This window comes from Gillisella vitis (genome assembly GCF_001541345.2).
Taxonomy (GTDB): domain Bacteria; phylum Pseudomonadota; class Alphaproteobacteria; order Rhizobiales; family Rhizobiaceae; genus Allorhizobium; species Allorhizobium vitis.
In genome coordinates this window covers 155,367-178,641 of the sequence record NZ_LMVL02000001.1, presented here as the reverse complement: position 1 = coordinate 178,641, position 23,275 = coordinate 155,367, and the positions used below count along the sequence as shown (strand labels likewise).

The window sequence follows — 23,275 nt, the reverse complement described above, 5'->3', positions numbered from 1 at the left end:
AGCATGACAGATATGAACATCACTGCGGACGCCGTTGCCGCAGACAATGACAAGCGGGCGAGCGCGCTGACGTCAGACTATAGCGCGCTTGGCGAAAAACTGGCGCGCAGCAATATCGACATCGACGCCATCACCAAATCCGTTTCCGAGTTTTTCGTTGCGGTCCCCTCCTGGGGCGTGGGCACCGGCGGCACACGCTTTGCCCGCTTTCCCGGACTGGGCGAACCGCGCCACATCTTCGACAAGCTCGACGACTGCGGCGTCATCCAACAATTGACTCGCGCCACACCGAAAGTCTCGCTGCATATCCCCTGGGACAAGGCCGATCCGAAAGAACTGACGGCCAAGGCCGCCACCCTGGGCCTTGGCTTCGACGCCATGAATTCCAACACGTTCTCGGATGCCACCGATCAGGCCCATTCCTACAAGTACGGGTCGCTCAGCCATGTCGATGCCTCAACCCGGCAACAGGCCATCGAGCACAATATCGAATGTATCGAACTTGGCGATCAACTCGGCTCGAAAGCCCTGACCGTCTGGGTCGGCGACGGTTCCAACTTCCCCGGCCAGAGCAACTTTACCAAGTCATTCGAGCGCTACCTCGCCTCAATGGCCGAGATCTACAAAAAGCTGCCGGATGATTGGCGGCTGTTTTCCGAACACAAGATGTATGAACCGGCCTTCTATTCCACCATCGTTCAGGACTGGGGGACCAACTACCTGATTGCCCAGACGCTCGGACCAAAGGCGCAGTGCCTGGTCGATCTCGGCCACCACGCGCCCAATACCAATATTGAAATGATCGTGGCGCGGCTGATCCAGTTCGGCAAATTGGGCGGTTTCCACTTCAACGATTCGAAATATGGCGATGACGATCTGGACGCCGGTTCGATCGAACCTTACCGCTTGTTTCTGGTCTTCAACGAGCTTGTCGATGCACAGTATCGCGGCGTCGATGGTTTCCACCCGGCCCATATGATCGACCAGTCGCATAATGTGACCGATCCGATTGAAAGCCTGATTGCCAGCGCCAACGAAATCCGCCGGGCCTATGCCCAGGCCTTGCTGGTGGACCGCGCCGCACTGGAGGGCTATCAGAACGACAATGATGCGCTGATGGCCACCGAAACGTTGAAACGCGCCTATCGCACCGACGTAGAGCCGATCATGGCAAAGGCCCGGCTTGACGCTGGCGGCGCAATCGACCCAGTCGCGGCCTATCGTGCCTCCGGCTACCGCGCAAAAGTCGCGGCGCAACGGCCAGCGGTCAAAGGCGGCTCTGGCGGCATCGTATAAGGACATAGAGGCACCGCATAACGGCATTGTCAAAGTTGCAGGCTCACAACGGTTCTTTGCGTCCCGTGAATTTTGAAGCTATGCATCAAGGGGCCGGGGCGGCAATTTTGTCGCGCCCGGTCTTTTCTGTCGGAGCCCTGCGTGTCCAACATTTCTACCGCATCCAGCCATCAGTCGCATCAATGCTGCCTCTGCCATAAAACCGTTCCGGCAAGGCATTTGCATGCCGTCAACTCGATGCGATCTTCGTTGATAGAATTGATCGAGGCGCAATGCGGCCCCTTGGCCGCCGATGCCCGGATCTGTGACGACGACTTGTCTGCACTGCGTCGCCAGCGGGTGGAAAAACTGCTTCAGGAAGAACGCGGCGAGCTTTCGGACCTTGACCGACGCGTGATCGCCGATCTTGGCCGCGATGTTTCCACGGTTCAGACCGCTGCGGCGGAGAACGAAAGGCCGCTTCGGTTTGGGGATCGCGCCTCGGACGCCGTCGCCTCTTTTGGCGGTTCGTGGCGATTCATCATCATCTTTTCCATCATCCTCGTCACCTGGATGGCAATCAACTCTATCGGGCTATTTCTTCGGCCTTTCGATCCCTATCCCTATATCCTCCTGAATTTGCTACTGTCCTGTGTCGCGGCAATGCAGGCGCCGATCATTATGATGAGCCAGAAGCGCCAGGAAGAAAAGGATCGGCAGCGGGCAGAAAATGATTACATGATCAACCTGCGCGCCGAACTGGAAATCCGCCAATTGCATGAAAAGATCGACCACCAGATGGCCCATCAATGGGCACGTCTGGCTGAGTTGCAGCAGATACAGATCGACCTGCTCGAGGGACGGATTTATAAAAAAGATATATGAGGCTCCATTTTATTAGATTTATTTAATATTAAGGTAAGAAACTGGTTCTACATTGTTTCTCACAGGGAATGGATCTTCCTCCGGCGTCCCCTCTGCCATTCTGAGATCCATTCGCCCAACCTGTGGCCGCCCGAAGGAGTCCCCTCGACTTCGGGAATTGATTTAGCGCCGCGCCTCAAAACGCGGCGCTTTTTTTTGCCCAACTTTGTTGTTCCGCTATGGAATCGGGCGATAGATCATCGTATCAAAGCGCTCAGTCTTTCTGGTCAATCGGCTTAAACGTTTTCGGATCGAAATAAGCTTCGACGGCGTTGCCGCTGGAATCGACAGCGTGGGCCTCATAGCACCCGTCGCCGCTCCTGATGGAGCGAACATTCCAGCCCTCTCCTTCAAGCTTTCTCTGCAAATTCTCTCGGGGTTGCCATTCTTTCAGCGGCACCGCACATTTTTCCCCGGCCAGAATCGGGCCTGCCAGCACCAGAGTGATAGACAAGGCAATCAGCACAATCTTCATATCGACCCTTCTGTCTACCAACCCATCAACTGCTTCGGGGAACGGTCGCCGCACCCAGACAACGAACGTAGAAACACCGTTTATCGACGCGACTGCCCTTTATCCGCAGTTGCGCTGACACCAAGCTGAAAGATCCGCCGTGTGCGGCCTTTCAAGATTTTTCTGAAATTTCGACCCGCTTAAGCTAGTGGTTTGATTCCAACACTTGGTGCCCACGCTTGACGGCTGCGATGATGTCGTCAGGGTCTGCTTTCCAGATGAACGGCTTCGGCTCTTCGTTGTGCTCTTTGATAAAGCGGTTGATGGCTGCCTGAAGATCAACGACCGAATGAAAGACACCGTTCTTCAGCCGTCGACGGGTGAGCTTTGCGAAGAACCCCTCGACGGCGTTCAACCAGGAACATGATGTCGGAACGAAGTGGAAGGTCCAGCGTGGATGCCGTGCCAACCAGGCCCGGACTTTGGGCTGTTTGTGTGTGGCGTAGTTGTCCAGGATGACGTGAACCGCCTTATCCTTCGGCAACTGAGCCTCAATCGTGTTGAGAAAGCGGATAAACTCCTGATGCCGGTGGCGCTGCATGTTGCGGCCGATGACGGAGCCGTCGAGAACATTCAGGGCAGCGAAAAGTGTGGTGGTGCCGTGGCGCTTGTAATCATGGGTCATTGTGCCGGCGCGCCCTTTCTTCATGGGAAGACCCGGCTGCGTCCTATCCAGCGCCTGGATCTGACTTTTCTCATCGACGGAAAGCACAATCGCATGGGCAGGCGGCGAGACGTAGAGACCGACCACATCGTGAAGCTTCTCGGCGAAAGCCTTGTCGTTCGATAGTTTAAAGCTGCGCCACCGATGGGGTGCGAGACCATGCTCATGCCAGATCTTGACGACTGAGGACGCCGCAATCCCCACAGCCTTTGCCATCGCGCGAACCGTCCAGTGAGTGGCTTCCTGCGTGGGCGGCTCCTGCGTCAGAGCAACAACCCGGTCGACAAGGTCAACCTCAAGCGGCGCAGTGCCGGGCGGCCGGCTCTTGTCGCGCAAAAGGCCGTCTACGCCTTCCGTCATGAAGCGCTCCTGCCATCGCCAGACGCAGGTCTTCGACTTAGCCGTCGCCTCCATGATCGCGACCGTTCCCAGCCCCTCGTCGGTCATCAAGATGATCTTCGCCCGCCACACATGCTTTTGCGGCGAGCTGCCTGCCGAAACGATTGCGTTCAGCCGAACCCGGTCGGCAGCGGAAACCTCAAATGTGACACCTGTGCGCATGCAGGACCGTCGCATATTCATGCAGAAATTGGAATCCAAAATCGGACTCTTTTGTCTCGATCAAACCACTAGGTGTCATAAAGAACGTCAAAAGCTTTGTATTTCGGGCGTCTTGCGCCTTGCCGTTCTGATCGGAGATATGCATGCGGGTATTGCTGGTAGAGGATGACGCTGTTCTGGGTCAGGCCATTCGCGATCATGTCGGGGCGGCCGGGCATGCCGTGGACTGGATGAAGGGGCTACAGGACGCCGAGGCCTGTACCAGAACCGTTGCCTATGGCCTGATCCTGCTTGACCTGCGTTTGCCTGACGGCAACGGCATCGACTTCCTGAAACGGTTGCGTGAACACGGCGACGTGACCCCGATCATCATCCTCACCGCTCATGACCAGATCTCGGATCGGATTGAGGGCCTCAACTCTGGCGCTGACGATTATCTGGTCAAGCCATTCAATCTCGATGAGTTGACGGCACGCATATTGGCGGTCGCGCGCCGTTACGCAGCAAAACCAAATCCAATCATTCGCATCGGCACATTGGAAATCAATCCTGCCGAGCGGCGTATTGCCGATGGTGCCGAAGCCATTAGTCTTTCCAGCCGGGAATGGGCGGTGCTTGATGCGCTTTTGGCACGGCCCGGTGCCGTGGTCTCCAAATCCCGCATTGAGGAAGCCCTCTATGCGTTCGGATCGGAAATCGAAAGCAATACGGTGGAAGTCTATGTCAGCCGGTTGCGCAAGAAGATCGGTAAGGATCGCTTGCTAACCGTCCGCGGCGTTGGCTATAGCATTGCGGGGGCGGCATGACCAAGCCGAGCATGACCCGCAAACTTCTCCTATGGCTTTCCGGCGCGATTACCGTGCTTTGGCTGGTAGCAGCAACCTGTGGCGCCATCGTCATGCAGGCCGAGTTCGGCGAGATTTTCGACAGCGCCCTGCAGGAAACCGGCGACAGGCTTTTGCCATTGGTCGTCGATGACATCATGCAGCGCGATCCGCTGAAGAGCCCCTTGCAAATCCTCAGCACCGTCGATCCTCATTCCGATGGATATCTGATCTATCAGGTGAGAGACGCAAGTGGACGGGTGCTGATGCATTCCCATACCGAGGCCGCAGCCCCGCTGCCCGCGCCGCTGACGCCCGGTTTCTGGCAAAACGACACATACCGGATCTATACGACCACAGCCGTCAGCGACACGATCATCGTTCAGGTGGCCGACTCGATGAAACACCGACATATCTCGGCTCTTGCGGCGGGTCTTGCCATGTTGCTGCCGGTGATTGCGCTGGTCCCGCTCAGCGTTTTAGCCGCCTGGCTGATCATCCGCCGTTCGCTGCGTCCGGTCGAACAATTTCGGCAGGAAATCAGCGAAAAGGACCACGGAAACCTAGCGGAAATTGATCTGAGCCCACTGCCCAAGGAATTGCAGCCCATAGGACGTTCCGTCAATCTTCTGCTCACCCGATTGCGGGCCGCTTTGGATGCCGAGCGCGAATTTACCGCCAATAGTGCCCACGAATTGCGCACCCCCATTGCCGGCGCCCTGGCGCAAACGCAATTAATGCTGGCCCAGTTGCAGGAGCCGGAAGCCCGCGCCAGAGCGAGTCAGGTGGAAACTTCGCTGCAAAAGCTTGCCAGCCTCGCGGAAAAACTGTTGCAATTGTCTCGAGCAGAAGCGGGTATTGGCTCAACCGGGCAGCCTGTCGATCTTGTACCCGTGCTCGATCTTGTCGTGGAGGATTTCCAGCGCGCCACGGGAAATGCAATTGTTTATCGCCACCCGCCAACCGCAACCCTGCCACGCGCCGTCAGCGAAGATGCCTTTGCCATCGTCATCCGTAACATGATCGAGAATGCTGTGCGACATGGAACACAGGGCGTGCCGGTTGAGGTGATGCTTGGCGAAGATGACACGATCAGTGTCATCAATGGCTCTCCAATCTTGCCCCCCGAACAATTGGTGGCCATCCGAAAACGCTTCCAACGCGCCAATGCCACTACGCCCGGGTCAGGCCTTGGCTTGTCGATTATCGAGCGTTTGGCAGAGCAGATGAATGCCCGTTTCGACATCCTTACGCCCGCCAGCGGGCGAAAGGATGGATTTGAAGCCCGGATAAGGATTTAAGCCACCGATCAGATCGTCCTATCGCCAACAGCACCAAGCCATTCCTGCGGATTAGCTATGGTAATGGTGCTGCGAATATCCTGGGCATGGGCACCAATCAGCAGCCGATACTGACCCACAGGCGCCCGGAATGCCGCTGCGTCGACATCGTAATAACTCAGGTCGCGCGGGCTGATTTCAAGGCTCACTTCGCCGCTTTCACCCGCCCTCAAGGCAATCTTGGCGAAGGCCCGCAACTCCTTCAATGGGCGTTCAACGCCAGAGACAGGTGCGTGGACATAAAGTTGCACCACTTCGGACCCCGCCCGTTTTCCGGTATTGGAGATCCTGACGGTAACTTTAATGCCGGATGCGGTCATTTCGGACGCGGAGGCCTTTGGCTCATCCCACTCAAAACTAGTATAACCAAGCCCGAACCCGAAGGGAAAAAGCGGCTCGATGTTACGGCTGTCGTGATGACGGTAACCGACAAAGACACCTTCCTCATAACGCACATGGCCATCTTTGCCGGGATAGATCGACGGGTCATTTGTGATGGCGGAATTATCCGACAACCGCTTTGGAAACGTCTGCGGGAGACGCCCGCCCGGTTCCTGATCGCCAAACAGCATATCGGCCACAGCATTGCCAAGCTCCTGGCCGGGATACCAGACCTGAAGCACCGCCTTGACCTTTTCCAACCAAGGCATTTTAACCGGCCCACCAGTTTGCAGCACAACAACGCAATTCGGATTGACCGCACTGACGCGCTCGATCAATTCCTCCTGGCGACCCGGCAGACGCATATCGGGTAGATCGAGACCTTCCGTATCCCATTGCCCCTCGCGCCCGACAAAGAGTAGCGCCACATCCGCGCCTCTTGCGCATTCGACTGCTTCCACCATAGCGTCTTCACTGAGAATTCTTTCGATACCGAAGCGAATCGCGGTAATATGGATGCCGTATTCCTCTGGCGGTGGCGACAGGTATTCAACTTTGATTGCGTAGCTACGGCCAGCCTTCATCTCCACCGAGTGCCGAATTTCATCATTGGCAGTGCCGAAGAAATTCTCGCCGCGCTTCCAATCGGTATAACCGTCGATCACCAGTTCCCCATCGACATACAGCTTGGCAAGACCCGAATTGGTCATGCCAAGCAAATGTGGACCATCCTCCTGCGGCGTGAAGGTGCCGGTGAACCGCACCGAGAAATCCGTCAGAGACAGATCCGGCGATGGCAGCTCGAACCAGAAAAACTCCCCTGTCTGCACCGCTTCCGTTGCAACAGGAGTACCCTTACAGTTGACGCCCTTGAAATACTCAACAGTGACCGGCTGCGAAAACAGCTTGACCAACCGGCTATTGCCGCAGGCCACACTGTGCCGCACATCAGCAGTGCCTTGCAAAGCCGCGCGAATGCCCTCCAGCGGGCTGATTGTATAATGTGCATTGATCTGGGCGCTGCCGCCGCCCATCACCCGGGCAACAGCCGCATTCGGCCCGATAACCGCTATACGCTTCAGGGATGCCTTTTCCAGCGGCAGGATGTTGTCATTCTTCAGAAGAACCGCGCCTTCTGCACCAATTTTGCGGATTAACGCCCGGTCAGCCAGCAGATCCTCGGCATGTTCGGACAGGTCAGGCGCGGACGAAAACGCCCCTACACGCTCCAATAGAGTGAGAATGCGCCCCGCCGCTTCGCGCACCGTTTCCGGTTTGACAGCACCGTCTCGAACCGCCTGCACCAGCTTTTCGCCACGGTCACGGGTTGGGCCAGGCATTTCCAGATCAAGCCCGGCATTGACGGTTTCGGATGTGGAATGCGAGCCAAACCAGTCGGACATGACAATGCCGTTGAAGCCCCATTGCTCGCGCAACACATCCGTCAACAGCCAGGCATGTTCACTTGTATAGGTACCGTTCAGTCGGTTATAGGAGGACATCACAGCCATGACGCCAGCCTTTTTCACCGCCTGTTCAAAGGGCAGGAGATAGATTTCGCGCAAGGCGCGTTCATCGATATCCGAAGACATGGTCTGCCGTTCGATCTCGGATTCATTGCCCGCGAAATGCTTGATCGTCGCTGCGACACCCTGGCTCTGAACACCCTTGATATAAGCGACAGCCAAAGCCGCCGTCAGCATCGGATCTTCGGAATAGCATTCGAAATTGCGCCCGTTCAACCCGGACCGATGGATATTGACGGTTGGCGCAAGAAGGACGCTCGCGCCCTTGCTCTTCACCTGTCCCGCCAGGGAAACACCCATGGCTTCGATAAGCGCTGGGTTCCAGGTCGCCCCGAGCGCAATCGCAACGGGATAGCAAGTCGCCTTGACGCCGCCAACCAGGGACCCGCCGCCGCGCGCACCATTGGGACCGTCAGTCACCTTGATCTTTGGAATACCAAGCCGCTCCACCGGCACAGTGGTCCAGAAATCCGCACCCGACACCACGGAAACCTGTTCCTCAAGGGTCATCTCATCAAGCAGACTGTCGATCATGTGATACTCCTCCCTATTTACCTACCAACTACTCGGTATTATTATTTATCGCAAGAGATCCTGTCTGCCTTCACCCGGTTTTCGATTGAGTTCTAAAGGCGATAAGGTTCGGATTGAGCCATCACCCTTGGCCTCTTACGTTTTCGTTTGTCTTTTCAGAAAATTGGGTTCCACTTTTCCCAAGACAAGCTCTAAGGATGGCATACGATGCAACCTGAAAGTGAGATAAATGGCAAGACAGGACATATCCGATGCAGGCCTACCTCCCGTCGATACGGTCGCAGGCCGCCGCCGGAATTCGGTGAAAGGGGCCGCGCGGCGAGAAGAAATCCTGCAGGCTGCCCTCAACCGTTTTGCCAAGGATGGCTTTCAAAATGCTGCAATTGCAGACATTGCTGAGGATGTCGGCCTGTCTCTTCCTGGTCTTCTGCATTATTTTCCGACCAAGGTTGACCTTCTCCTGGCGATCCTGGAACGGCGAGACAAAGAGACAGCGCCGGACTTAAACAAGAAAACTCCCCATTGGCGCGATTTCCTCGGCTTATTGGTTGAGGTCACCAACCAAAACATGCAATCGGAAGGGGTTGTGCGGGCATTTTCGATCCTTAACGCCGAAAGCTTGCTTGCAGGGCACCCGGCCCAGGCATGGTTTCACAAACGTAGCCTGCAACTGCGCCACAAACTGGCCAGTATCTTTGCAGAAGGCATTCTGAATCACGAAATCAAATCCGACATCGATCCCCAAGGGATCGCAACGGAAATTATCGGCCTGATGGATGGATTGCAAATGCTCTGGCTGCGGCTGCCCGACAGTACCGATATGGGCGTCCTGTTTTCCGCTTATGTTGAGCGGCTGATCGCATCCATTGAGGTCGCTGAAAAGCCGTAAAATCACAAGGTAAAGCTTTTCGGCAAAGCCGCAGTGTCGCTGGCGCATGCCTGCGCTCTCGACCTTTCCGCGCTGAGAGCCTATTTCTCATTTCGATTAGATGGAGGATTGCGGCGGCACCGCAGGGTCCCCCTCCTCAAGGCGAAAGTTGGAAGACAATGACTGAGATTGACGAGCCTCAGGGCGAATTGACATTACGCACACTCGCCATGCCAGCCGACACCAATCCCGCCGGAGATATTTTCGGTGGCTGGGTTCTGGCACAGATGGACGCAGCCGCTGGCATCCGCTCTTCCGAGCGTGCGAAAGGCCGCACGGTCACGGCAGCGGTCAAGGAAGTCAGCTTCAAACGCCCGGTCAAGGTCGGTGATACCGTGTGCATCTACACATCCATCAGCCACGTCGGTCGCACCTCCATGACACTCTATGTCGAATGCTGGGTCCGCAGGCAGTTTACGCAGGAGCGCCAAAAGGTCACCGACGCCCATTTCATCATGGTGGCGCTAGACGAAAAAGGCGCGCCCCGCCGGGTTGAATCGGAGGCCGTATAATCCATCAGGGCAGAGTGCGGCAGGTCTCGATGGCCGCGGCAAGTCTGCGCACCACATCGCTATCAGTCCGCGCCTGCCCCACCGTGGCAAAACCAAAATCGATCAGAACGGGATCAGCCTCTATCGGTACGCTGCAAGAGGCGTGAAACTCCCGCAGGCCAGCCTGCCAGAACGGCGCTATACGCTCTGGTCGCAACCCGCCACCGGGCATGATGGTGATCCGACCATCTGCCCTCTTTGAAAGCGATTTCAGACGATCGAAACCGGTAACGACGGATTGCTCGCCACCGGACGTGAGGATTCTTCCGAACCCGAGCGCAATCGCCTGCTCCAGCGCTACCTCAAAATCCGGCACAAGATCGAAAGCACGGTGCAATGTCATGGCGAGGCCAGACGCAACCGCCGTGAGATGACCAAGCACCTCAACGTCCAGACATCCGTCAGACCGAGACGCTCCGAGAACGACACCCGCCAGACCTGCCTGCTGTGCGGCCTGGATATCTGCCACCATGACGGTGACCTCATCCGGTGAAAACACGAAACTGCCCGCCCGTGGCCGGATCATCGCAAAAACCGGGATGGGTGCCTGAGCAGCGCGCTGCATCAGACCTGATGTCGGCGTCAGCCCCCCGCAGTCAAGGGCAGCGCAAAGCTCGATCCGGTCGGCACCACCGGCAATCGCCGCCTCCAGCCCCGCAACGGAATCGACGCAGACTTCAAGCAAACCGCCATCGTTCTTTTCTGGTTCACTTCCCGCCATCATGGTCTCTTCTCTGTCTTCCCGTCATTGGGCCCCCCTGAAGGACCGTGGCTTTTCCAGCATCAGCAACAGCAAAATACCGCAGAATCCGGCCAATGCCCCGAGCATTGCCGTGCCGGAATAATTGCTGATGCCGGTGCCGAATGCAAAAAGCAGGGAGTTCAATCCGCCACTCAGGAAAATATTCACCGCAATGAGCGAACTGCCAAGCCCGGCGCGATCGGCAATCAGGTTTTGCAAATAGGTAATCGGCACGCTGATAATCGCCGCCGCCCCGAAACCGGCAATGCCGGAGAGCAGATAGACATGTTCTGGCCGCGAGGCGAGGCCGAGGCCTAGCAGGTAGACGCAATAGATCAGCGAACCGGCAACAAGCGTCGCCACACTGGAGGTTTTGCGCTCCACCCAGCCCCAAAACAGAATGAAGACGATTTCCAGAAAGGCGACGATACCGACGATAATACCGACATCGCCGGTCGTGCCATGCGCTGGCCCGGTCATCACAAGGGGTAGCACGACGCCGTTCATTTGCAGCATGGCCGTGATCAGAGCGATGGCGCCAAGCCGCAACAATAATCCTGGCGAAGCGATTTTCGACAAGGATGAAAAAAACGCCAGACTTGCGGAGGGTTCGGCCCGTGCCTCCGCCTTCGGCAACCAGACCAGAAACAGCACGAAGCAGGCGAGTCCACCAAGGCTGGCAAACAGAAAGGCAGGCAACATGCTTTTCTGACCAGCCAGAAAGAAGCCCACCAGACCCGGCACCAAGACCCAGGAGGCAGAGATAACAGCCCGCACGCCGGAATTGACGGCAATCAGTTCACGTACCGGCATATCCCTGGATGCGGCTCGCACATTGGCAAATATCAGCGAATTCAAGGCGTTATAAACTGGCAGCAAAAGGAGCGCAGAGCCAACGAAGATGAGCTGGTTCGGCTCGAGAAACACCACTCCATAGCCGATCACACCAAACAAGCTGACAATCACCATCGGCATACGGAAATGTCCAAGCCTGTCCGCCAATATCCCCACGGCAACGCTGGCGGCGACATTGACGCAGGAGGCAATGAAAATCAGCAGCGAGTAATGCGCATTGCTCAATCCCAACTCGTGTATGCCGATGATCGACATATAGGGAGCCGTGGTCGCGCCGGACAGGCCGAAGAAGAAAATCGCAATCGCGCTAATCCGAATACCCGGATTACCGGCGATGATGGAGAGAACTGGCGGCATGGACGCGCTATCTTTTTAAAAACAAGATGCCGCTGGATTTTACCGGCGGCATCTTTGAGGAATGAGATCGCTTATCTCTTGTTTTCGGTTTGCCTGGGTATTTGACGGGTTCAATCTGAACTGGACACACTCTCTCTGTCCGTCCACCGCGCCGAGGTCATCGCTTGAGGCTGGAAGTCGAAATCCTTGACGAAGGGATAGGTCGGTTGTTTGCGGCGCTTGCTCGGCAAGGCTTCGATATCCTGGTTGATGACCCCATCGGTCAGCGCCATCAGGTTGGGATTGGAAATTGGCTGAAGCTCGGGAGAAAGATAGCCCGACTTTACCACCAGCAACCGCACCGCTTTCGGATCAATGCCATGGCGAGTGAAATCGGCGAGATTGTGGTAGGGCCTGCGCTTACTGGCGAGAATAACGGTAATACCGCCGATTTTGACGATAGCTTGACGCTCACTTGCCACACCCGGATCGTCCAGCCGAAACACCTCACATTCCACCTCAACCGACGGGCTTGCCGGATCGAGTGATCCACCGATCTTCAACGCCAGTTTTGCACCCTCGCCTGCGGAAAAACAGGCATCGACGCCAGGCTTGTCGGTAATCCCGCCAATCACAGCCCCCTCGAAATCACGGGCAATCAATGCCGCCAAGACATCGGCACGGTCACCGACCCCACCGCCGGTGGGGTTGTCGCCGGAATCGGCCAGAATAATTGGCCGGGTCCGGGTCGTTTCAGCAATGTCGAGCATATCATTCAGAGAACCCGTCACCGGGCCGAACCGGAAGGCTTGGCGCGCCTCCCAGTAAGACTGGGCAATCTCTTCAGCCACCTTTTGCGCCTCGCCTCGATCCACGCCTGTGACCACGGCACAAGCCGTGGCGCGCGGCTCGTCGGCCCAGACATAACCAACCATCAAATTGGCATCCCATATCCCCGGTCGCTGATCATGCTGCGGCAATTGCAGGTAAAGGCTTTTGGCTGGTTCGTCTTCGGTAGAGGTGCGTTCTCCGGGAAGAAGAACCGGCACAGGTGCCCAGGCGACGCCCGGTTTCTCGCCGGTCCGCAGCGCCTTTACCAACATGTCCCAGGCCCGCACCATGGTTTCGCGCACATCGATATGCGGCGCGGTCCGATAACCGGCGAAAATATCCAGCTGATCGATGATTTTCTGGGTGACATTGCCATGCAGATCATAGCTTGCCGCCACCGGGCAATCCGGGCCAACCACGGCACGGGCAGAAGCGATCCAATCACCCTCGGCATCGTCCATGCCCTCGACATTCATGGCGCCATGCATGGCGAGATAGAGCCCGTCCAGCGGCAGAGCGGCCTGTAACCGCTCCAGGAATTCGGTCTTGAAACTGTCATAGGTCTGGCGCGAAACCGGGCCGCCTGGAACGGCGCGGGCATGCAGCAAGGGCAAAGGCTTCACCCCATCCGCGCCAAGAAAGCTGAAATAATCGGCACCTAAGAGATCGTCACCGCGCAACACGCGAAAATCCTCGATCTGCATCAGCACCGGCGATGACGTGCTGCATTCCGTATGAATGCCACCAACGGCAATTCGAAGTTCCATGTCCGATTTCCTTAAAAACGCGGCATCAGCGGCGCGAGCGCTGCAAACCGCAGCCAGTCCTTCTGGTCCCTAGGGGTCCAGGCGGCCTCGGCAACAGCCGGCAGGCGTGGAAAGACCAGGTGGTTGAAGTAATCCCGATTCAGAAAATGCTCCGACCAGATACAGGCCTGCACACCCCGCATCCTCGGCTTTAATGCATCAGGAAATTCCGCGACGGCTTCATAGGTGTAGGTATGGTGCGGCGGCACGGTGCCGGCCCAGCTCGCGCCTGGCTCCTGCCAAGCCTCGTCCTGCACCATGTCGAGATAATAGGCCTGACCCGGCGTCATCACCACGTCATAGCCCTGCCGCGCCAGATCCAACCCAACCTCTGGCTTCTGCCAGGCCATCAGCAGCGTACCCTGCGGGTCGACACCGCCGCCGTGGGATACCTCGTCCCAACCGGCCAGTTTCTTGCCGCGTTCCTTCAACATCTGCTGAATGCGCTTCATGAAATGGCTTTGCAGCCCGAATGTCCCGTCGAGGCCCTCCTGCTCCATCAGCTTTTTCGCCAGTGGCGAGGCCATCCAGGTATTGGCCGCAACCTCGTCGCCACCGACATGCACGAGATTGGATGGAAACAGCGTCGCCATCTCATCCAAGACCTTGCCGAGAAACACATAGGTCTGCTCGATAGCCGGGTTAAGCGCGTTGTTCGGATAGCCCTGGACGGAACGGTAGCTGTCAGGCGCTTCCTGGCCATCGACCAGCTCAGGCAAGGCTGTCAAGATCGCGGTGCTATGACCCGGAATATCGATTTCCGGAACGACTTCGACATGCAGCAAGGCGGCGTGGGCGACGATGTGGGCAACATCCTCCTGGGTGTAAAAGCCACCAACCGGCTCCGCGCCATTGCCAAGCTGCGGCAACATCGGCTCATCCGGGCCACGCAGGACGCCGAGTGTCGTCAACTGCGGATAGGCCTTGATTTCCAGCCGCCAGGCCTCGTCATCGGTCAGATGCCAGTGGAAAATATTCAGCTTCATCCAGGCCATGATGTCGATCAGCCGCAGAACGTCCTGCGTCGGATAAAATTGCCGGGACACATCCAGATGGCAGCCGCGCCAGCCATAACGCGGCGCATCCTTGATCTGGCCCGACGCCGGAAACCGGAACAGCGCGGGGTTCTGTCTTGCTCCGTGGAGCATTTGCGCCAATGCCGTCAGTCCATATTGCCGTCCCGCCTCATCGCCATGAGATAGGGTAATCTCTTCCGTAAAATCGAGCCGATAGGCGGATGCGCCAAGTACGGGATCATGGGCGAGTTTCAAAGCCTTGCCCTGATCGACCGGCGCCAGCGAAAACGGTACATGGCCAACCGCAAACAGCCGCCGGTAAAGCGCATTGATCCGCTCAACCGCCTGCAAGCCGGGAAGATCCGTACCCTTGGTGGGATAGATCGCCACCGGAAAACCATCGCCCGCCATGAGGTTCGCCTCGACGGGCCAGGGCAGCAGCGAAAAAGGCTTACTGACCTCCCCCTTCGGCAACAGAACAGGGGCAGGCTCGCTCACCCGGCCTTGCAACATCAGATCATCGACCGCGACGGCGACATGGCGTCCATCGGCGAGTGTCAGATAAGCCGATTTTGCGCCATCCGTGCGGTGCCGGGCGGGCCGCCAGAGGCCTTGAACCGTAAACTGCCAGCACGCTCCTGGCACGAGGACCAGGCCTTCCGGTGGTGCAAACTGGTGAAAATTGGCATTGCGTCGCAGGAAAACCGCGTTGTCGCAGACCTGACCGTCTTTCACCCGCGTCAAGGCAGTATAGGCAAGCTTGAAACCGCTGATGGGCTCGGAGGATAAATTGTAGAGGGTGAAGACGAAGCCTCCGCCGTCGTCGCCCTCGATAGGATACCAAGCATTGTCCAGACGAAAAGCGACTTCAGCCATGACGGTTCTCCTTAAGGTCTGACAGGATGGAGGATCAATAATGCTCGGACTGTGAAAATGTCCGGGCAAGTTCGCTTTGGCCTGCCGTCAACCCACAATCGACGGGAAGGCAGACTCCGGTAATGGCTGCGGCCTGATCGCCAGCCAGAAAAAACACCGCATTTGCAACATCCTGCGCGGTGGCAATCCGTTGCAGCGCATACCAGCGCTTGGCCTCTTCAAACACGGCAGGATTGGCTGCGGCGCGCGCTTCCCAGGCCTGGGTGCGCACCGTGCCGGGCGCCACCGCATTGGCGCGAATGCCGAATTTCCCATATTCCACCGCGATCAATCGGGTCAGATGGATCAGACCAGCCTTCGCAGCGCTATAGGCGGGATGGCCGAACACGGCCATGCCATTAACAGAGGCAATGTTGATCACCGAGCCTTGTGATTGCTTCAGTTGATTTTCCAACGCTCTAAAGGTCAGAAACGCGGCCTCGAGATTGAGCGCACTATCCTGGCGCCAGATAGCCGCATCGGTATCGTGCAAACTAACAGCCCTTGCCGCCCCGGCATTGTTGACAAGGGTCTTTGCCACCCCAAACTTCTGGACCGCTGAGGCCAGTGCGTCGATGCTGGCCTCGTCGGTGACGTCACAAACGACAGGCACAAATATATCCCCGGACCCGAGGCTGACCGCAGCCGCATTCACCGCGCTCTCATCAATATCGGCCAGCACCACCACATCGTGGCTTCCGGACAGACGGCTGGCAATTGCCCGCCCGATGTCACCGGCGGCACCTGTTACCACAGCCACGGATTTCGCCATCCTAGTCTCCCAGAATCTGACGGTCGTCGCCATCGCGATGTTCGACCAATTGTTGTTTGATATGGCGCAGCGTCACCATAGAAAGCTTGCGATTGCGATAGGCAACCAGGCTGGCGATAACATCGACCATGGCCAGATAGGCAAAGCGTGTCGAAGTCGGACGAAAAATATTGTCGCCCTCCGGCAGATCGATACCAACAACCAGCTCGGCAGCCTTGGCGACAGCGCTGTCACTCTGGGTCAGGGCAATCGTGGTAATGCCATTGTCGCGAGCCAGTTCGAAACAGCGCGCCAGCTCCAGATTGCGGCCAGAGAAGGATGATCCGACAATGATATCATTGCTGCGCGCCGCCGCCGTCAACATCAACTGCATATGGTGATCGGTGCAAGCCGTAACCCGTGACCCCAGCCGAAACAGACGGTTTTGCAATTCCGAAGCAATCATCGAAGAATTGCCGCCAGACCCGAATGCATAGATCATTTCAGCGCGGGAAATCCGGTCCGCGACCTTTTCGATCATGGCTGAATCCAGCGAGCGGTGCATCATGAAAAGCGCGTTCTGCGCCTTGGTGATGACGTCCTCGGCAACATCCTGTGGCTCGGTGCTTTTTGCTTCCGGGTTCAGGTAACGCACACCGACATAGGCAGTCTTCGCCAGATTGACCTTGAAATCCGAAAAGCTTTGGCATCCAAGCCTGCGGCAAAAACGGGTCACGGTCGGCGGCGACACTTGCGCCCGCTCCGCCAACTCGATGATCGATGCGCCGACGGCAAAATCCAGCTCACTCAGGAGGATGTCGGCAATCCGCTGTTCTGAAGGAGAAAACTGCGCACGATCTTCCTGTATGGTGGCAAAGATATCCATAAGCCCTCACAAACCAACCCTATTTGGTCGCCTTATAGGCTATGCAGTCGATCTCGACCTTGCAATCGACCATCATGGAGGCCTGCACGCAGGCGCGGGCTGGCGGATGTTCACCGAAATAGCCCTGATAGATCTTGTTGAAGCTCCAGAAATCACGGGGATCATCAATCCAGACGCCGCAACGCACGACATGCTCCACGCCGTAGCCAGCCTCATGCAAAATGGCGATCAGGTTGCCGATCGCCTTATGACTCTGCTCGACAATCCCACCCTGGATGATCTCGCCGTCTTCCATCGCCACCTGGCCGGAAACATGCAGCCAGCCATCCGCTTCAACCGCTCTGGCAAACGGCAGTTTCTGCCCACCGGCACCTGCTTTTTCTGCGCCATATCGCTTGATCGTCATCTCGCCCTCATGCAAATTATTTTCTTAATCAATTGACAATTCACCATAGAAAACCGAATTTGACTAGGGATTTTCATAGAACATGAAAATAATTTAGACAAAGGTGGCTGAGATGCGCGATCCCTTCAAAAACCCCTTCCCGGCAACCGATGCTGCGCGCCATGCGATCTGGGAGATGCTGGTGCCCCGCGACATCGATGCTTTTCTGGCAGCAGAATGGTCGATGGTGGAAGGTGATTTCGTCGAGGACGGCTTCATCGGTATCAACGGCAATCGCGATCCCAATCCGGACCATTGGCGCCTGACCTTCCCCAATCTCGCGGCCTATCGCGATGAATGGCTGCGCCAAGCCCAGGATTTTGCAGGCCAGAGCCATGGTGAAGACCCGCGCACGGCGATTTTCTTTACCACCACGCTGGAAGAGATCGAAATCGAAGGCGAAACGGCTTTGGTGCGCAAAAAATTCGATGGCGGCATCAAAAAAGCCGATGGCGGCTTTGACACCATGAAGTGGCAAACGCTCTATTATTGCCGTTTGCACGAAGGTCGCTGGAAAATTTCAGGCTTTACCGGTTATCTGCCCAATCCGATGGGCTTAGTCTGAGAGATAACCGTTCCATCAACCGTGATTGGAGGCCACTCCGTGCGCATTTTCACAGCCGCCCTTGCAACGGAAACCAACACGTTCTCGCCGATCTGCATCGACCGGCGTGCTTTCGAGGCTTCCCTTTACGCGCCACCCGGGCAGCACCCGGCAACTCCAACGCTGTGCACCGCGCCGATAACCGTTGGCCGGGAGGTATGCAGTCAGAAAGGCTGGATGCTAATCGAAGGCACCGCCACCTGGGCCGATCCAGCCGGGCTCGTCAATCGCCAGACTTATGAAAGCCTGCGCGATGAAATCCTCGACCAGTTGACGGCAGCACTTCCCGTTGATGCCGTCGTACTTGGCCTGCACGGTGCCATGGTGGCGGATGGCTATCTCGACCCGGAAGGCGATTTCCTGAGCCGCATCCGCGCCATTATCGGACCGGATGTGCTGCTTGCCGCAGAACTGGACCCGCATAGCCACCTCACGGGCAAGCGGGTTGAGGCGGCGGATGTGTTCGTTGTCTTCAAGGAATTTCCCCATACGGATTTCGTTGACCGAGCCCGTGACCTTTGGCGGATCGTCGTCGATACGTTGGAAGGCCGCATCACCCCTGTCATGTCGGTCTTTGACTGCCGGATGATCGATGTCTTTCCCACCTCGCGCCAGCCGATGCGCGGTTTTGTGGACAAAATGATGCAGATCGAACAGGACGATCCCGATGTCCTGTCACTCTCGGTCATTCATGGCTTCATGGCTGGCGACGTACCGGAAATGGGCACAAAAACCATCGCCATCACCAATGGCAAGGCCGAAAAAGGCCAGATTCTGGCCCGCAACCTTGGCCTTGAACTGTTTGAAAAGCGCGGCACGTTCATGATGCCTCAGATTGACGAAAAACAGTCCGTGGCCGAGGCGCTCGCAAATCCAGCCGGGCCGGTGGTGATTGCCGACATGTGGGACAATCCCGGCGGCGGCACGGCGGGTGATGCGACCGTGCTGCTTGAGGAACTTCTGGCCCAAGGCGCAACCAATACCGCGGTCGGAATGATCTGGGACCCGATTGCCGTGCAGATCTGCATGGCGGCTGGCGAAGGTGCGGAAATCCCGCTGCGCTTCGGTGCAAAATCCGCGCCGGGCACCGGCAACCCGATCGATGGGTTGGTGAAGGTGGTAAAGCTGGTAGCCAACGCAGAAATGCGGTTTGGCGAAAGTGTCGCCCCGTTTGGCGACGCCGCTCATATCCACCTAGACGGCATCGACATCGTGCTGAGTTCCGTTCGGGTGCAAAGCTACGACCCTTCGCTGTTCACAGCGCTCGGTATCGATCCCACGTCCAAACATATCCTTGCGATCAAATCCACCAATCATTTCTATGCGGCGTTTTCGAAGATCGCCTCGGAGATCCTTTACTGTTCAGCGGGATCGCCTTATCCCAATAATCCGGCCACCAACCCTTATCGGCGGGTTCGTCGCGATATCTGGCCGATCATTACCGACCCTTTCAACCTTGCCCAGGACACGGAGACTGCCTGAGATGAACCGCCCAATTGACAGACCAGGTCCAAGACCCGGCGATACGGTTCTCTCGCTTTCGACCCCGCTGCCGCTGATTGACGAGGATCGGCTTGCAGCCAATATCGGCCGGGTCCAGACCTATATGGACGCTCACGGACTTGCCTTTCGCCCGCACATCAAGACCCACAAGATTCCAGCCCTGGCCCGCCAGCAGCAAGAGGCAGGCGCTACCGGCATCAATTGCCAGAAAATTACCGAGGCGGAAGTGTTTGCCGATGCCGGGTTCGAGGACATATTGATTACCTTCAATATTCTTGGGCCCGAAAAGCTCGTCAGGCTTGCTGCCCTGAATGAGCGGATTTCCGGCCTGAAGGTGGTGGCCGACAGCATCGTGACCGTCGAAGGTCTTTCAAGCTATTTCGGGGATCGCAAACCTTTGAACGTGCTGGTAGAATGCGACACCGGTGCCGGACGCTGCGGTGTGCAGACACCCGCCGATGCTGTGGCCCTCGCGCAAGCGATTTTCGCCAGCACAACCCTTCGGTTCGGTGGGGTGATGACATATCCCAAGGCTCACACCGAGCTAGCAGTCGAAAGCTTTTTTGCTCAAATCCTTGCCAGCCTTACCACTCTCGGCATTCCCTGTCCGATTGTCTCGAACGGCGGAACACCAAGCCTGTTTTCCGCCCATCTGGTACCATCGGCCACCGAGCATAGGGCCGGAACCTATATCTATAGCGACCGGAGCATGGCAAAGGCAGGACACGGCACGCTTGCCGATTGCGCCATGCATATCCTCGCGACGGTCGTGTCGCGCCCCACGCCGGACCGCGCCATTCTGGATGCTGGCTCCAAAGCGCTGACATCTGACCTGCTTGGCTTTAGCGATTATGGACTGATCGTTGACTATCCAGAGGCTGTCATTACCAGCCTGTCCGAAGAACACGGCACCGTCGATCTCTCGAGGATTACTGGCAGACGACCCGAGATCGGCGAAAAAGTGCGGATCATTCCCAACCACACCTGCGTCGTGTCAAACCTGTTCGACATCATGACATTTCACCGGGATGGTGTGGTGACGCGGGTGGAAGAGGTGGCGGCACGCGGCCTGGTTTGGTAGCCGCGTTTCCACCTATTCGCCTGCCTTACTCCTGAACCGCCTTCAGCGCATCCGGTAGCGTTTCCGCCAGCCAATTGATGTGGCGTTCCAGCGCCTCACCATCAGCATCGAACAGGTGGCAATCGCTGGCCTTGATCGTCGTTGTCATGGGCTGGTCTGGCTGAACGGGCGCAGATCCGGGGAAGACCGCGCAATAGGGCTCACCAGTTGATAGAGATGCATAGGCGATTGTGCTGGCACCGAGCCGCTCGACGACGCTGGGCGTTACAGTGATGGAAAAATCACCTTTGCCGAGCGCCAGATGTTCTGGACGGATGCCAAGTGTCAGGTTCTGTCCCAGCATATCGGGACGACCAGAGACCGGAATGGTCACCATTCGGCCCTCATAGGCGACCGTAACGCCATTGGGTCCAACGCCCTTGCAGGCGACCGGCACGAAATTCATCTTCGGATTGCCGATAAAGCCAGCAACGAACAGGTTTTGCGGCTTGTGATATAGCTCCAGCGGCGCGCCGACCTGGGCAATATGACCACCATGCAGCACGACGATCCGGTCGGCCATGGTCATCGCTTCGACCTGGTCATGGGTGACATAGATCATCGTCGCCTTCAGCTGCCGATGCAGCCGGGTCAACTCGATGCGCATGTCGGCACGCAAGGCCGCGTCGAGGTTGGAAAGTGGCTCATCGAAGAGGAAAATCTTCGGCTCGCGGACGATTGCACGGCCAATGGCCACACGCTGACGCTGGCCGCCGGACAGCTGGCCCGGTTTCTGCTGCAAGCGCTGATCGAGCTGCAAAACCTTGGCCACAGCATCTATCTTTTCATGGATCTTCGCTTCGGGCAGTTTTTCGACCCGCAGCGGAAAGGCAATATTTTCAAACACGGTCATATGTGGATAAAGCGCATAGGACTGGAACACCATGGCAATGCCGCGCTCAACCGGCGGCAGCGCATTGACCCGCGCCCCATCGATAACGATATCGCCGCTGGTGGTATCATCCAGTCCCGCGATCATCCGAAGCAGCGTGGACTTTCCGCAGCCGGATGGGCCGACGAAGACCATGAATTCGCCGTCTTTGATGTCGAGCGAAACGCCCTTGATGACATCGAAATGGCCAAAGGATTTGACGACTTTGTTGAGATAAAGCTGGCCCACCGCGCTGCGTCTCCATACCAACCGGCGACCAATAGGCGACCGGCGAAATTCCAAACAAAAACCGGCTGCGAACCCCTATGATCCGCAGCCGGAACCCCGATGATTACTTGTACTGGTCGATAGCAGCCGACGCCTTTTTCAAGGCATCCGCAGGTTCCGCCTTGCCCGTGACGACAGACTGGACCATTTCGATCATGACGTTTTGGAAACCCTTGTAATCCTTGAACAAAGGCTCAGGACCACCGAAGGCGATGCCATCGATGAACGGCTTCCAATAGGGCTTGTCCTTGATCAACTGCTCAACCTTAGCGGAAGGACGAAGCGGCGTCAGGCCGGAATCGGTCGTCAGCTCGTATTCTTCCTGCGGTTCCGGCGAGGTGATGTATTTGGCAAATTCTGTTGCCTTGTCTTCGACACCCGAGCCCTTGAAGATTGCCAGGCTGTCGGTGATCAGCAGCGTTCCGGGACCCTTGGCCGAAGGGCCGAGCGGCAAGGTCGTCACACCCCAGTGGATGTCGGTCTTCAGCAGGCGATAGGCCGCACCCGTGCTGTTCTGAATCATGCCTGCCTTGCCGTCGAGGAAGATGGCGCGGATTTCGTTCTGCTCGTAGGCAGTTGCCCCTTCAACCGAATAGGGGGCGATGTCCTTGTAAGCATGAAGCGCTGCCAGCACTTCCGGGCTGTCCATGACAATCTTGCCATCCTTGTCCATCACCTGACCGTTATTGGTATACACCCAATGCATGAACTGGTGCATGGTGTTGTCGAAGGTCTTGGCAGGCATGCCGTAACCGGCAATACCGGTCTTTTCCTTGATCTGCTTGGCAAAGGCAATTTCCTCAGCCCAGGTCTTCGGTGGGGTTTCCGGGTCAAGACCGGCCTTCTTGAACAGGTCCTTGTTCCAGAACAGCGCCTTGGTGGAGAAGGCAATCGGCACGCCCCACTGCGTATCGTCAAAGGTCACGGTATCGACGATGTTCGGATAATAGCTCTTCTTTTCGGCATCCGTCATCGGAACCTTGACGATCAGGTCGTTCTCGGCAAATTCCTTCAACGTGCGTGAGCCGACATAGGCCATGGCAACCGGCGTTCCGGCGGCAGCCAAGGTGGTTGCCTTATCCTGGCACTGTTCCCAGCCAACCACTTCAGGCGCAATCTTCCAGCCTGGGTTTTTGCCTTCCCAGACCTTGATATATTTCTCATGGATCGGGTCGATCTTATCGCCGCAATAGATCCAGCTGATTTCCTTATCCGCCGCAAAACTCGACAGAGCCGAGCTTGCCAGCAGCGCCAGCGCGCCCGCCATGATGGTCAAAGTGTTTT

Annotated in this window: 21 protein-coding genes; 9 read left to right on the top strand and 12 right to left on the bottom strand. The window is 57.2% G+C overall.

Translation table 11 applies throughout. From position 1 onward, the window contains the following. The first annotated feature begins 3 nt into the window (after positions 1–3). Positions 4–1,296 carry an L-rhamnose catabolism isomerase gene (gene rhaI, locus ASB66_RS00775; protein ID WP_060716312.1) on the top strand — a complete coding sequence of 431 codons (1,293 nt, stop codon included), beginning with the start codon at positions 4–6 and terminating at the stop codon, positions 1,294–1,296. Positions 1,297–1,437: 141 nt separating this feature from the next. Then, a complete protein-coding gene (locus ASB66_RS00770; RefSeq protein ID WP_060716313.1) occupies positions 1,438–2,160 on the top strand; it encodes a DUF1003 domain-containing protein in 723 nt (240 codons plus the stop codon). Positions 2,161–2,413: 253 nt separating this feature from the next. Here ASB66_RS00770 and ASB66_RS00765 read toward each other — a convergent pair whose 3' ends face one another. Together ASB66_RS00765 and ASB66_RS00760 are read right to left on the bottom strand one after the other, a co-directional pair. Further along, the gene (locus ASB66_RS00765; RefSeq protein WP_060716314.1) at positions 2,414–2,674 is read right to left on the bottom strand and encodes a PepSY domain-containing protein; all 261 of its coding nucleotides are present in this window, start codon (positions 2,672–2,674) and stop codon (positions 2,414–2,416) included. Between the two features lie 184 nt (positions 2,675–2,858). Next, positions 2,859–3,938: an IS630-like element IS870 family transposase gene (locus ASB66_RS00760; RefSeq protein WP_060718543.1), complete on the bottom strand. Its 1,080-nt coding sequence runs from the start codon at positions 3,936–3,938 to the stop codon at positions 2,859–2,861. A gap of 143 nt (positions 3,939–4,081) precedes the next feature. Here ASB66_RS00760 and ASB66_RS00755 point away from each other — a divergent pair, with 143 nt between their 5' ends. Both ASB66_RS00755 and ASB66_RS00750 read left to right on the top strand, forming a co-directional pair. Then, a complete protein-coding gene (locus ASB66_RS00755; protein WP_114386151.1) occupies positions 4,082–4,744 on the top strand; it encodes a response regulator transcription factor in 663 nt (220 codons plus the stop codon). Further along, positions 4,741–6,063, top strand: coding sequence for a sensor histidine kinase (locus ASB66_RS00750; RefSeq protein WP_060716046.1), 1,323 nt, complete (start codon positions 4,741–4,743; stop codon positions 6,061–6,063). The genes ASB66_RS00755 and ASB66_RS00750 overlap by 4 nt, the downstream gene beginning before the upstream one ends. 8 nt (positions 6,064–6,071) lie before the next feature. Here the strand turns inward: ASB66_RS00750 and ASB66_RS00745 are convergent, their stop codons facing one another. Next, entirely contained in the window at positions 6,072–8,543 is a 2,472-nt protein-coding gene (locus ASB66_RS00745; protein WP_060716047.1) for a beta-glucosidase, read from the bottom strand. 229 nt (positions 8,544–8,772) lie between these two features. On the opposite strand from ASB66_RS00745, the gene ASB66_RS00740 reads away from it, so the two are divergent. Both ASB66_RS00740 and ASB66_RS00735 read left to right on the top strand, forming a co-directional pair. Continuing rightward, the gene (locus ASB66_RS00740) at positions 8,773–9,432 is read left to right on the top strand and encodes a TetR/AcrR family transcriptional regulator (RefSeq protein WP_060716048.1); all 660 of its coding nucleotides are present in this window, start codon (positions 8,773–8,775) and stop codon (positions 9,430–9,432) included. A gap of 158 nt (positions 9,433–9,590) precedes the next feature. After that, complete coding sequence (locus tag ASB66_RS00735; RefSeq protein WP_060716049.1) at positions 9,591–9,983, top strand: acyl-CoA thioesterase; 393 nt, start codon at positions 9,591–9,593, stop codon at positions 9,981–9,983. Between the two features lie 4 nt (positions 9,984–9,987). On the opposite strand, the gene ASB66_RS00730 is transcribed toward ASB66_RS00735, so the two are convergent. From ASB66_RS00730 to ASB66_RS00700, 7 genes are all read right to left on the bottom strand, one after another. Further along, a complete protein-coding gene (locus ASB66_RS00730) occupies positions 9,988–10,743 on the bottom strand; it encodes a copper homeostasis protein CutC (RefSeq protein WP_060716173.1) in 756 nt (251 codons plus the stop codon). Positions 10,744–10,767: 24 nt separating this feature from the next. Next, complete coding sequence (locus tag ASB66_RS00725) at positions 10,768–11,976, bottom strand: MFS transporter (protein ID WP_060716050.1); 1,209 nt, start codon at positions 11,974–11,976, stop codon at positions 10,768–10,770. Between the two features lie 110 nt (positions 11,977–12,086). Further along, complete coding sequence (locus ASB66_RS00720; RefSeq protein WP_060716051.1) at positions 12,087–13,553, bottom strand: M81 family metallopeptidase; 1,467 nt, start codon at positions 13,551–13,553, stop codon at positions 12,087–12,089. An 11-nt stretch (positions 13,554–13,564) separates the two neighbouring features. After that, positions 13,565–15,484, bottom strand: coding sequence for a beta-N-acetylhexosaminidase (locus ASB66_RS00715; RefSeq protein ID WP_060716052.1), 1,920 nt, complete (start codon positions 15,482–15,484; stop codon positions 13,565–13,567). A 34-nt stretch (positions 15,485–15,518) separates the two neighbouring features. Next, entirely contained in the window at positions 15,519–16,295 is a 777-nt protein-coding gene (locus tag ASB66_RS00710; RefSeq protein ID WP_060716053.1) for an SDR family oxidoreductase, read from the bottom strand. Position 16,296: 1 nt separating this feature from the next. After that, positions 16,297–17,160 carry a MurR/RpiR family transcriptional regulator gene (locus tag ASB66_RS00705; protein ID WP_060716054.1) on the bottom strand — a complete coding sequence of 288 codons (864 nt, stop codon included), beginning with the start codon at positions 17,158–17,160 and terminating at the stop codon, positions 16,297–16,299. A 19-nt stretch (positions 17,161–17,179) separates the two neighbouring features. Beyond that, the gene (locus ASB66_RS00700; protein ID WP_012654461.1) at positions 17,180–17,566 is read right to left on the bottom strand and encodes a RidA family protein; all 387 of its coding nucleotides are present in this window, start codon (positions 17,564–17,566) and stop codon (positions 17,180–17,182) included. Between the two features lie 112 nt (positions 17,567–17,678). On the opposite strand from ASB66_RS00700, the gene ASB66_RS00695 reads away from it, so the two are divergent. Genes ASB66_RS00695 through ASB66_RS00685 form a run of 3 tightly spaced genes read left to right on the top strand, consistent with a single transcriptional unit; the run spans position 17,679 to position 20,793 of the window. Continuing rightward, positions 17,679–18,170, top strand: a complete 492-nt coding sequence (locus ASB66_RS00695; protein WP_060716055.1) for a hypothetical protein — start codon at positions 17,679–17,681, stop codon at positions 18,168–18,170. 39 nt (positions 18,171–18,209) lie between these two features. Further along, positions 18,210–19,691, top strand: coding sequence for a M81 family metallopeptidase (locus ASB66_RS00690; RefSeq protein WP_060716056.1), 1,482 nt, complete (start codon positions 18,210–18,212; stop codon positions 19,689–19,691). A 1-nt stretch (position 19,692) separates the two neighbouring features. Next, positions 19,693–20,793: a D-TA family PLP-dependent enzyme gene (locus tag ASB66_RS00685; protein WP_060716057.1), complete on the top strand. Its 1,101-nt coding sequence runs from the start codon at positions 19,693–19,695 to the stop codon at positions 20,791–20,793. A 25-nt stretch (positions 20,794–20,818) separates the two neighbouring features. On the opposite strand, the gene ASB66_RS00680 is transcribed toward ASB66_RS00685, so the two are convergent. Continuing rightward, complete coding sequence (locus ASB66_RS00680; protein WP_060716058.1) at positions 20,819–21,952, bottom strand: ABC transporter ATP-binding protein; 1,134 nt, start codon at positions 21,950–21,952, stop codon at positions 20,819–20,821. A 103-nt stretch (positions 21,953–22,055) separates the two neighbouring features. Beyond that, positions 22,056–23,258 (bottom strand): extracellular solute-binding protein, encoded by a 1,203-nt coding sequence (locus ASB66_RS00675; RefSeq protein ID WP_411910101.1) that lies wholly within the window; start codon positions 23,256–23,258, stop codon positions 22,056–22,058. Positions 23,259–23,275: the final 17 nt, after the last annotated feature.